Below are 10,185 nucleotides of genomic sequence, written 5' to 3' on the forward strand. Positions count from 1 at the left end.
GTTTCAGAAATGCGAGTTCAGCATCCGTCGCAACGCGCCTTAGCGCGCCAACGACGGATATTTCAACGGCCTGCTAGGTGCCAACAACGATGAAACCCCGCTAACGACACTCCCACGGTCGGGCCACTCCGATCAACTCGTGCGGAAACTGAAGCATACTGCTGCCGAAAAAAGCTGCTTTCTTTGCTTACTTTCTTTGCAGCAGCAAAGAAAGTGAGTCCCGCCCCGGACAGGGGCAGAGCTAATAAACCACTAAGAAACCAAGTTCCATAGAAGCGCGTCAAGATCAAACGGTGTAAACAGCACCCAACCCAACCCAACCCAACCCAACCCCAACCCAACCCAACCCCAACCCAACCCCAACCCAACCCCAACCCAACCCCAAGCGCCAGCGGCTCACCCAGTCACCGACTTGCACTCAAGAAACTCCGCCAACCCTTCGACCCCGCACTCGCGCCCATTCCCCGAGCTCTTGTATCCGCCGAAAGGCAAATTAACATCCAGCATCGCGCCGTTGATGCGCACCGACCCCACGCGCAAGCGTGCCGCCACCCGTCGTGCCCGTTGCGGGTCGGACGAAGCGATATACCCGGCGAGGCCATACTCGGAACGATTCGCGATGGCGATGGCCTCTTCTTCGCCGTCATAGGGAATGATCGTGAGCACCGGCCCGAAGATCTCTTCACGGGCGATCGTCATGTCGTTGTGAACGTCGGCGAAGACGGTCGGTCTTGCGTAGAAGCCACGCTCGAGTCCAGACGGCCGGCCGGGACCGCCCGCTACGAGACGCGCGCCTTCCTCGATGCCGATGCCGATCATGCGCTGCACCTTGTCATATTGCGCGCGGTTCGAGATGGGGCCCATCTTCGTCGCGGGGTCCGACGGGTCGCCCACGCGGACGGCGTTCGCGACCGCCGCGGCGATCGACACGGCCTCTTCATACCGGTCGCGCGGCACGAGCATCCGGGTGGGCGCGATGCACGTCTGCCCGGAGTTGACCATGCATTGCGCGACGCCGCTCGTCACCGCGGATTGCAGGTCGGCGTCGTCGAGGATCAGGAGCGCCGACTTGCCGCCCAGTTCCTGTGCTACGCGCTTGACTGTCGGCGCGGCGCTGATGGCAACTTCCACGCCAGCACGCGTCGAGCCGGTGATTGACACCATGTCGATATCGGGATGCGAGGCGAGCCTCGCGCCGACGACGCGCCCGTCGCCGAACAGCATGTTGAACACGCCCGGCGGCGCGCCGGCCTCGTGCATGATTTCCGCGAAGATGAGCGCATCCAGCGGCGCGATTTCCGACGGCTTGAGCACGATCGTGCAACCCGCGGCAAGCGCCGGGGCGACCTTCGCCGCGATCTGGTTCAACGGCCAGTTCCACGGCGTGATGAGTGCGGCGACGCCAATCGCTTCGCGTCGCACGTAGCTGTTGCCGTGATCGGTCTCGAACTCGAAATCGCGCAGCGTCTTCACGGTCGCCTCAAGCTGCGCGAGCCCGATCGGAGCCTGCAGCGTGCGGCACAGCGTGATCGGCGCACCGATCTCGGAACGCACCGCGTCGGCGATGTCATCCAGGCGCGCGCGATACGATTCGATCACGCGTTCGAGCAGCGCGATCCGTTCCTCGCGGCTCGATTCCGACCACGCGGGGAAGGCGGCACGGGCCGCCGCGACGGCGCGGTCTGCGTCTTCCGTCGTGCCCATCGCCAGCTTGCCGGTCTGCGTTTCGGTGGACGGGTCGACCAGGTCGGCGAACGTGCCGCCCGGGCACGGTTCGACCCATTGGCCGTTGATATAGAAAGTGTCCAGCATTTTCATTCTGTTCTCCTGTGGCGCCGCGAGCGTGCCGGCTCAGACCGGGCGGTCGCCGATGATCGTCGCGCGCATCATGTGCCGAGGGGCCGGGAAGTAGTCCTGCACCGCGTAGTGCTGGCACGAGCGGTTGTCCCAGAAGGCGATGGTGTCGGGTTGCCAGCGCAGCCGCACCTGATACTCGGGCGCCTGCGCCTGGCGAAAGAGGTAGTGCAGCAGATCCATCTCGGCCAGCTTGAAGTCGAATCCAAAGCGGTATTGCTGCGCGGTTTCCTTGCCGAAGTTCGCGAGATGAGTCGTGAACGCCTCGTTGACATAGAGGATCTTTTCACCGGACTCGGGGTGCGTGCGCACCACGGGGTGCGTGACCGGCGGGAATTGCTTGCGCATCGCCTCGTGCTGGTCCTCGGGCACGACAATGCCGAAAAGCGGCAGGAATTCGTGCGTGGCCTTGAGATTGGCGATCCGGGCCTTCACGTCGTCGGGCAGGTTCTCGTAGGCCGCCGCCATGTTGATCCAGATCGTGTCGCCGCCGACTTCGGGGCATTGGACGCATCGCAGGATCGATCCCATCGACGGGATTTCGCGCCACGACACGTCCGTGTGATAGAGATTCTCCCGTCCGCGCTTCGATTCGCCGCGCCCGAGGATCACGAGTTCCGGATGATCGGGATGATGCGGAAACGCGGGATGGAGCTCCAGATCGCCGAAACGCCGCGCGAAGGCGACATGCTGCGCGGGCGTAATGCTCTGATCCCTGAAGAACAGCACCTTGAACTTCACCAGCGCGCGGCGCAGCGCACGACAGGTGTCGTCATCGAGCGGTGCGCGCAGGTCGATGCCGCCGATTTCGGCACCGATCGTCGGTGTCGAGCGGCTGACCTCGAACGGCCAGCTTTCGACGGCCTCGGCCGGCGTTGCGCTCGGGGCGGGGGCGGTCAGGGTGCTCTGCATGTCATGTCTCCGTTTGCTGGTGGCCGTTGGACGGCGCGGTGCATTGTGTCGCGTATTCACTGGCGGACGTACCCGGCGTCGCTGAATGCGACTCTCGGGTGCGGGCGCGGGGTTCCTTTCATCGTGCCGCGGATGAGGTCCGCGGCCTTTTCGCCGATCATGATCGCCGGGGCGTTGGTGTTGCCGCCGATCAGCGTCGGCATGATCGAGGCATCGGCCACCCGCAGGCCGTGGATGCCGCGCACCCGCAGGCTCGGATCGACCACCGACATTTCGTCCGTGCCCATCATGCAGGTGCCGACGGGATGATAGACGCCGTCCGCGTTGGCGCGCACGAATGCGCGAATGGCTTCTTCGTTCGTGCTGTCGGGGCCGAAGGCCTCCGTCAACATTTCGCGTCCGCCCGCTTGCGCCAGCGCCGGTTGCGCGAAGATGCGGCGAATCGTCCTGACGCCGCTGACGAGACCCTCCATGTCTTCTTGCGCCGACAGGAACATCGGGTCGATGAGCGGTGCGTCGCGCATGTCGGCCGAACGCAGGCGCACGTGACCGCGGCTTTGCGGCCGCAGCACGCATGCGTGGCACGAGTAGCCATGCCCGAGCTTGCGCCGGCTGCCGATATTCTGCCCGCCGATTAGCGCGGGGGCGAAATGCAGTTGCAGGTCGGGTTCAGCCAGGTCGGGGCGGCTCTTCACGAACGCGCCGGCTTCGGCGAAGTTCGAACTGATCATTCCCGTGCGATTGATCCGGTAGCGCACGACTTCGGCAAGGAGCCGCGCGAAGCCGCGCGCCGAATAGCCGTATAGATCGGTCGACCTGACCTGCTTGTTGACGATGATGTCCAGATGGTCCTGCAGGTTCTCGCCGACGCCCGGCAGGTCGTGCAACACGTCGATGCCGAGCCGCTGCAGATGCGCTCCCGGACCGATGCCGGATGCCATCAGCAGTTGCGGCGAACCGAAGGCCCCTGCGCTCACGATCACCTCGCGTCGTGCGCGCAAGGTCTGCTCCACGCCCGCGCGCACGACTTTCACGCCGGTCGCCCGCTTGCCCGCGAACACGATGCGAAGGGCCTGGGTGTCGGTCAGCACGGCGAGCCCCTTGCGGCTGCCATTGTGGGCCGGGTCATTGGCACTGCCGCCATGCAGGTATGCACGGGCGGTATTCCAGCGCTCGCCATTACGCTGCGTCACCTGGTACAGGCCAGCGCCTTCCTGCTCCTGACCGTTGAAGTCGGGATTGAGCGGCAGGCCGGCCTGGCGCGCAGCTTCGACAAAGCGGCGCGAGAACGGGTTGGGCGTCACGAGGTCGCTGACGTGCAGGGGGCCTTCGCCGCCGTGCCACGGATCGTCCTGGCGTCCGGCATGGCGCAGGTTCCGTTCGCTGCGGCGGAAGTAGGGCAGCACGTCGTCGAAGCCCCAGCCTGTGCAGCCCAGCTTCGCCCAGTGGTCGTAATCGTTGCGGTGCCCGCGGATATAGACCATGCCGTTGATCGACGAACTGCCGCCCAGACCCCTGCCGCGCGGCTGATAGGAACGCCGGCCATTCAGCCCGGCCTGAGGCTCGGAGTAGTAGCCATAGTTGCGCGGCCCGGGCTTTTGCACCGTGAGCGCCATGCCGACCGGCGTGGAGACGCTGAAATGGTGGTCGGTCGGGCCGGCCTCCAGCAACGCCACCGTGACGCTCGGGTCTTCGGCCAGCCGGCCCGCCAGGGCGCAGCCCGCCGACCCCGCACCGACGACGATGTAGTCATACTCTGACGCAACTCCGTTCTCCGGGCCACTCCTGCTTTTCTCATTCATTGCATGCTCGTGTTATCAAGGATTCGCGTGTCCGGCTTGCTTGCGACGCCTCTCGCGAGGCAAGCCGGGCTCATGGGTTGTCCGGCGCTCAGGCGGTGAGCGGTGCAGCGGAGCGGTTCAAGGTGCGGTATGAGCGTTCCGGATGCAGCCAGCGCAGCGCGGCGAGCGCAGCCACGATCAGCACGATCGAGGCTGTCGCAAAGCCGGGTTCATAGGCGTGGTCGCCGCCGTGAAGCTGCACGATCCGTCCCATCACGGCCGGCGCGACGGCGGCGCCGAGACTGGCAAGCGCCGTATGGATCGAGACGATCGAACCGCGCTGGCTTTCCGGCACCATTTCCGCGAGCAGCGCCGGTGCGAGTGAGAAACTCAAGGTCGGCAGAGCGCAGGAGACGGCGAACAGCATGACCTTCTGCACAGGTGCGAGATCGAGCACGAGCAATGCGACATAGCCGGATGCGCCGGCCAGCATGGTCAGACAGACCAGTTGCACACGCGCCAGCCGCGTCGATGCACCGCGTTCCATCATGCGTTGCGACAGCCAGCTGAGACCGATGTTGACGGGCGCCGTCGTCGCGATCACCAGGGCGAACCAGCGGCCCGCATCGATGCTCGGGAAGCCCAGGCCCTTTTCGAGGTAAGCGGGCAGCCACATGAGGTTCTGGCCGAGCATCCAGTACGCGGCGAAGCCCAGCAGAAACACCGATAGCACCGACGGGTCGCTCAGGATCCGGCGATAGGGCAGCCGGTACGTGAAATGGGTGGAATGAGCGGCGTGATCCGCGCCGCTGCCGCTAGCCACGCTGCTTTTCGCACCGTGCGCGCCGAGGTTTCCTTCCCGGCCGACAAAGAGCCACAGCACGGACCAGATCGCGCCCACGGCGCCCAGGATCGCGAAATTCATCCGCCAGCCCCAGCGGTGGGTGACGAGCGGAATCAGCAAGCCGGCAAGCAGCAGCCCGGCGGCCGCACCCTGGTTGACGATCGCGATGGGCACGTTGCGCTTCTGGTCCGGGAACCATTTGTAGAGCGCGTGCACGGTGACGGGAAAGGCCGGTCCCTCCGCCGCGCCGAGGATCACGCGGCAGGCGAGCAGCGCGGCCGCGCTGCTCGTCAAGGCCTGCGGCAGCTGGACGAGCGCCCAGCTGATGCCCATCGTCAGCAGCAGCCAGCGCGTCTGAAAACGGTTCGACATAAAGCCCACCGCGATGGTCGACGTCGAAAAGAGCCAGAAGAAGCTGCCTGCGATCAGGCCGAATTCGGAAGGCGAAAGATGCATCTCGGCCATCAGGGGCACCGCCACCATGCCCAATACGATCTTGTCGAGAAAATTGATCAGGGCAAGAAACGTCAGCAGGAAGGTCATGGCCCAGGCGGACCGGGGTTGAAAACCGGATGAAGCATTCATGGATAGTCTCGTTCGGGCTGGCGGCAGGGGCAATTCAAACCGGTGGAATGGGGAGAGCCGATTTCACGTCCCTTTCTTGTCCCCGACTGCGCAAAGCGCGCCTGCCGGTTGTGTCCGCTACGGTAAGGGGCGGGCGGGGGCGGGAGGCCACCCGAAACGGGTAGGACAGGGAAAAACCTCATCTCACGGGGTCGGCCGGCCGATGCTCGAGACGGCACGCGCCGGTGATCGCCTTCCACCCGATAAGGGTAGTGGCGTCCGATGGACTTCGCCTTACCGTAGCAGCCAGAGGGGTCGGAACGCGGCATTGCGCCGCTCGCCGAGCCACGCGATCGGCATATCGACCTTATCGGAGAGCTTCAGTGAGGACCAGGGAAAGATCGTTGCGCCTTCTTGTGGAAAAGTGGTTTGGCCGGGGCGCCGCGTTGCGGGCGCGCGTCGCACGCTTCGGCTATTCCCGGCAGGGCCGGTGCCGCTATGTATGCGTCGAGGCCATTCGCGCATCCGGCGTGCTCGCGATCTTTTTCTTCCGGCACGCCGATGGCTCATGGTGCGTTTTTCCGCCGGAAAGCAGGGGTCCCATGATGAACCTCGCGCCGCTCGAAGGCATATCGCATGGCGGGCCGCGCGTGTCGATCGAGCGGTCGGCTGAACACTCCGTTCAGGCCGTTGCCTGAACCATTGCCCTTGCTGGCACGCGCGTGCGGCTTCGCTCGGTGCATTCGCCAACCGTCTTAAAACTGGAACATCGTCTATGTGTGTCTCAACCGTCCTCGAAACGGATTTCGCCGTCGAACGCGAGTCGATGGAATATGACGTCGTCATCGTCGGCGGCGGGCCGGCCGGCCTTGCCGCCGCGATTCGTCTGAAGCAGCGCGCGCGGGATAGCGGCGTCGAGATTGGCGTGTGCGTGCTCGAAAAGGGCTCGGAGATCGGCGCGCATATCCTGTCCGGCGCGGTCATGGACCCGCGCGCACTGGACGAACTGATCCCCGACTGGAAGGAGCGCGGCGCGCCGCTCGACGTGCCCGTCACCGAAGATCGCTTCCTGTTCCTCACGGAGCGCGGCGCGACAGCCGTACCGAACTGGGCGCTGCCGGACAGTTTCAAGAACCACGGAAATTACGTCATCAGCCTCGCGAACGTGACGCGCTGGCTGGGCGAGCAGGCCGAGGCGCTGGGCGTCGAGATCTTTCCGGGCTTCGCTGCGGCCGAAGTGCTCTACGGCGACGACGGCGCTGTCAAGGGCGTCGCGACCGGCGATCTCGGCATCGGCCGTGACGGACGGCCATCCGAAAACTTCCAGCCGGGCATCGAGCTGCGTGCGAAGTACACCCTGTTCTGCGAAGGCGCGCGCGGGCATCTCGGACGCCAGCTCACCGACAAATTCAAGCTGCGCGAGAACGCCGATCCGCAGGTCTACGGCCTCGGCATCAAGGAACTGTGGGAAATCGATCCGGCGAAACACCGGCCCGGTCTCGTGATCCACACGGCGGGCTGGCCTCTGGAGAGCGATACCTACGGCGGCTCGTTTCTCTATCACGCCGGCAACAACCAGGTGATGGTGGGATTCGTCGTCGGCCTGGGCTACACGAATCCGTATCTGTCGCCGTTCGAGGAGTTCCAGCGCTACAAGACGCATCCGTCGATCCGCGCGTTTCTCGAAGGCGGCAAGCGCTTGTCCTATGGCGCGCGGGCGATTACCGCGGGAGGCCTGATGTCGCTGCCGAAGCTGGTGTTTCCGGGCGGCGCGCTCGTCGGCGACAATGCGGGGTTCCTGAATGCGTCGCGCATCAAGGGCAGTCACGCGGCGATCAAGACCGGCATGCTCGCTGCCGACGCCGCGTTCGATGCGGTGCACTCGGGTCGCGCCGCCGACGAACTCGTGGCCTATCCGCAAGCCTTCAGGCGTTCGTGGCTGCACGACGAACTGTACCGCGCGCGCAATTTCAAGCAGTGGATGAGCAAGGGCCTGTACCTCGGCACCGCGATGGTCGGCATCGAGCAGAAGGTTTTCCGCGGCAAGGTGCCGTGGACGTTGCGCCACCGGCACTGGGATCACGAGAGGCTCAAGCCCGCGTCGAAGTGCCGGCCGATCGTTTATCCGAAACCGGATGGGAAACTCACGTTCGACCGGCTTTCGTCGGTGTTCATCTCCAACACGAATCATGAGGAGAATCAGCCCGCGCATCTGACCTTGCGCGACGCGAGCGTGCCGGTACGCGTGAATCTCAAGGCCTATGCCGGGCCTGAGAGCCGCTATTGCCCGGCGGCGGTGTATGAGTTCGTCAAAACCGATGAAGGCGAACACCTGCAGATCAACGCGCAGAACTGCCTGCACTGCAAGACCTGCGACATCAAGGACCCGACGCAAAACATCGTGTGGACCGCGCCGGAGGGCGGCGGCGGGCCGAACTATCCCAATCTGTGAGTGCTTCGATGCGTTGCCGGGTTGTTGGCCGGAGTAGGCGGAAACCGGCGATCGCAACGTCGTCTCCTCCGGCTTCATTTTACCCACCGCGCGATGAGATGCCGCGTAGCCGTGTAGCGTGATGGTTTTCGGAGCAAGCCCCTGACTCTTGATCGCCTTGTGTCTTGGCGCCCAAGCGGCACCTTGCATTGCAGTCAAAAAGCTTCGCGGACTTGCCTGTTATTAGAATTAGACGCGGTGCGGCTCAAGCGTAGAATGAGCGGAACGCAACGTGAGCCGGATAAACAGGGATGAACCTCGCGAGGATCGACCTCAATCTTTTGCGCGTATTCGATGCGGTATTTGAAGACCGCAATCTGCTTCTCGCAGGCAAACGGCTGAATCTCAGCCAGTCGGCAATCAGTCACGCGCTCGGGCGGTTACGCGACGTACTCGAGGACGACCTCTTCGTACGCACGGGTGTCGGTTGAGGCGAGGGCGCCTCGGCCGGGCGCCCTCGGCTCGTTGCTGCCCAACGGCCGACGGGGTTCGGTCACGTGCGGGATCCGTGACGGCGGGACCTGTCTAACCCGTGGTGTGCCGATAAAGCCTCTCGATGTCGCGCACTATCCGCCCACGGTGGCTTTCCGGATCAAGCAGGCTATGAGATCGTCAGGCTTCGTAGTACGCAAGTTCAGGTCGGCGGCGATGGAGCGTGCGTTCCGTATGGACTATGCGCGTCGCTACGCGGGCCAACGCAGGCTGGCTGGCGTCAGCCTCATACTAATATGGATCGCGTTTGTTTGGCGTGATTGGTGGCTGCTGACCGCGCATGATCCCAGCTTCCTCCTCCACGTTGGCTATGTGCGGCTCGCAGGTGCCGTGGGAATGGCCCTGCCGTTATGGTTGATGTGGGGACCACGCGCCTTTGACGAGCGCCGGTCCGTCAGATTACTTTGCGTAGTGATACTGAGTTGTTGGTTCGCCCAATTGGAGTTGATGAGCGTTTACCCGGCGAGATGGATCTTCGAGGAAACTTTCCCCGAATATTTTGTTATCACTTTCCTGATATTCACATCGTTCCGACTCCGCGCAATCACGGCAGCATGGTTAGTGGGTCTATGCGTTGTAACCTTCCGTCTTGCTATTTATCTCTGGCTACGGAGTAATGTTTCCACGCCGAGCTTTCACTGGGTTTCCTGGCTTTCCCGTGGGAATACGGTGTCTCTCCTGTATCTCGCCGGCATTGTCGTCTGCATTCAGTTTGAACTCGCCGCCCGGCGCGAATTTGTGTTCCGGCGGACGTTGCGCGCAGCCAAGGCACGAGTCGACACCGCTTCCCGCGTGATCAAGCAACAAAATGAACGCATGAGAGAGGTCGTCAGAGAGAAGGAGCGGTTCTTTTCATCGGCCTACCACGATATCCAGCAGCCTCTCGCCGCAATCAACCTCTTTATCCGCAGCGCACGGATAAAACTCGAAGGTGAACACGCCGCGAGCCATGATCTCGACGTCATCGAGGAAACGGCACGTGAGCTCCTCGACATGTTCAAGGACATTCAGGACTATAGCGAACTGGGCTCATACGTCCCGCACCTGGCGCCAGTCGATACGCAGACCGTGCTTATGGAGGTCTTCGAGCAATACCATGAACCGGCAAGGTCCCGAGGCATAGAATTCAGAATCAGCGAGCGTCGGCGCCACCCTCCACCCATTGAAAGTGACCGCTCCCTGTTCAAGCGGGCATTGTCCAATCTTGTATCGAATGCGATCAAGAACACCTCAGCGGGGGGAGTCGT

General features: G+C 63.6%; 7 protein-coding genes and 2 pseudogenes. 4 read left to right on the forward strand and 5 right to left on the reverse strand.

Translation table 11 applies throughout. The annotated features are described in order from the left end of the window. Positions 1-396: 396 nt before the first annotated feature. From AWB68_RS39485 to AWB68_RS39500, 4 genes are all read right to left on the reverse strand, one after another. Positions 397-1,818, reverse strand: coding sequence for an aldehyde dehydrogenase family protein (locus tag AWB68_RS39485; RefSeq protein ID WP_087649626.1), 1,422 nt, complete (start codon positions 1,816-1,818; stop codon positions 397-399). Between the two features lie 33 nt (positions 1,819-1,851). Further along, on the reverse strand, positions 1,852-2,766 hold the full coding sequence (locus AWB68_RS39490; RefSeq protein ID WP_087649627.1) for a TauD/TfdA dioxygenase family protein: 915 nt from the start codon (positions 2,764-2,766) through the stop codon (positions 1,852-1,854). Positions 2,767-2,822: 56 nt separating this feature from the next. Beyond that, complete coding sequence (locus tag AWB68_RS39495) at positions 2,823-4,568, reverse strand: GMC family oxidoreductase (RefSeq protein WP_087649628.1); 1,746 nt, start codon at positions 4,566-4,568, stop codon at positions 2,823-2,825. A gap of 88 nt (positions 4,569-4,656) precedes the next feature. Next, the gene (locus AWB68_RS39500; RefSeq protein ID WP_087649629.1) at positions 4,657-5,976 is read right to left on the reverse strand and encodes an MFS transporter; all 1,320 of its coding nucleotides are present in this window, start codon (positions 5,974-5,976) and stop codon (positions 4,657-4,659) included. A gap of 383 nt (positions 5,977-6,359) precedes the next feature. Here AWB68_RS39500 and AWB68_RS39505 point away from each other — a divergent pair, with 383 nt between their 5' ends. Beyond that, entirely contained in the window at positions 6,360-6,653 is a 294-nt protein-coding gene (locus tag AWB68_RS39505) for a hypothetical protein (RefSeq protein ID WP_235028754.1), read from the forward strand. Positions 6,654-6,730: 77 nt separating this feature from the next. After that, positions 6,731-8,407, forward strand: coding sequence for an electron transfer flavoprotein-ubiquinone oxidoreductase (locus AWB68_RS39510; RefSeq protein WP_200828927.1), 1,677 nt, complete (start codon positions 6,731-6,733; stop codon positions 8,405-8,407). A 48-nt stretch (positions 8,408-8,455) separates the two neighbouring features. Here the strand turns inward: AWB68_RS39510 and AWB68_RS50130 are convergent. Next, positions 8,456-8,566: pseudogene (locus tag AWB68_RS50130) on the reverse strand (IS6 family transposase); the annotation flags it as partial. A gap of 131 nt (positions 8,567-8,697) precedes the next feature. On the opposite strand from AWB68_RS50130, the pseudogene AWB68_RS39515 reads away from it, so the two are divergent. After that, positions 8,698-8,874: pseudogene (locus AWB68_RS39515) on the forward strand (LysR family transcriptional regulator); the annotation flags it as partial. 238 nt (positions 8,875-9,112) lie between these two features. Then, a partial coding sequence (locus AWB68_RS39520; protein ID WP_143282010.1) for a sensor histidine kinase occupies positions 9,113-10,185 on the forward strand: 1,073 nt, incomplete at its 3' end.

Source organism: Caballeronia choica (assembly GCF_001544535.1).
Classification (GTDB): domain Bacteria; phylum Pseudomonadota; class Gammaproteobacteria; order Burkholderiales; family Burkholderiaceae; genus Caballeronia; species Caballeronia choica.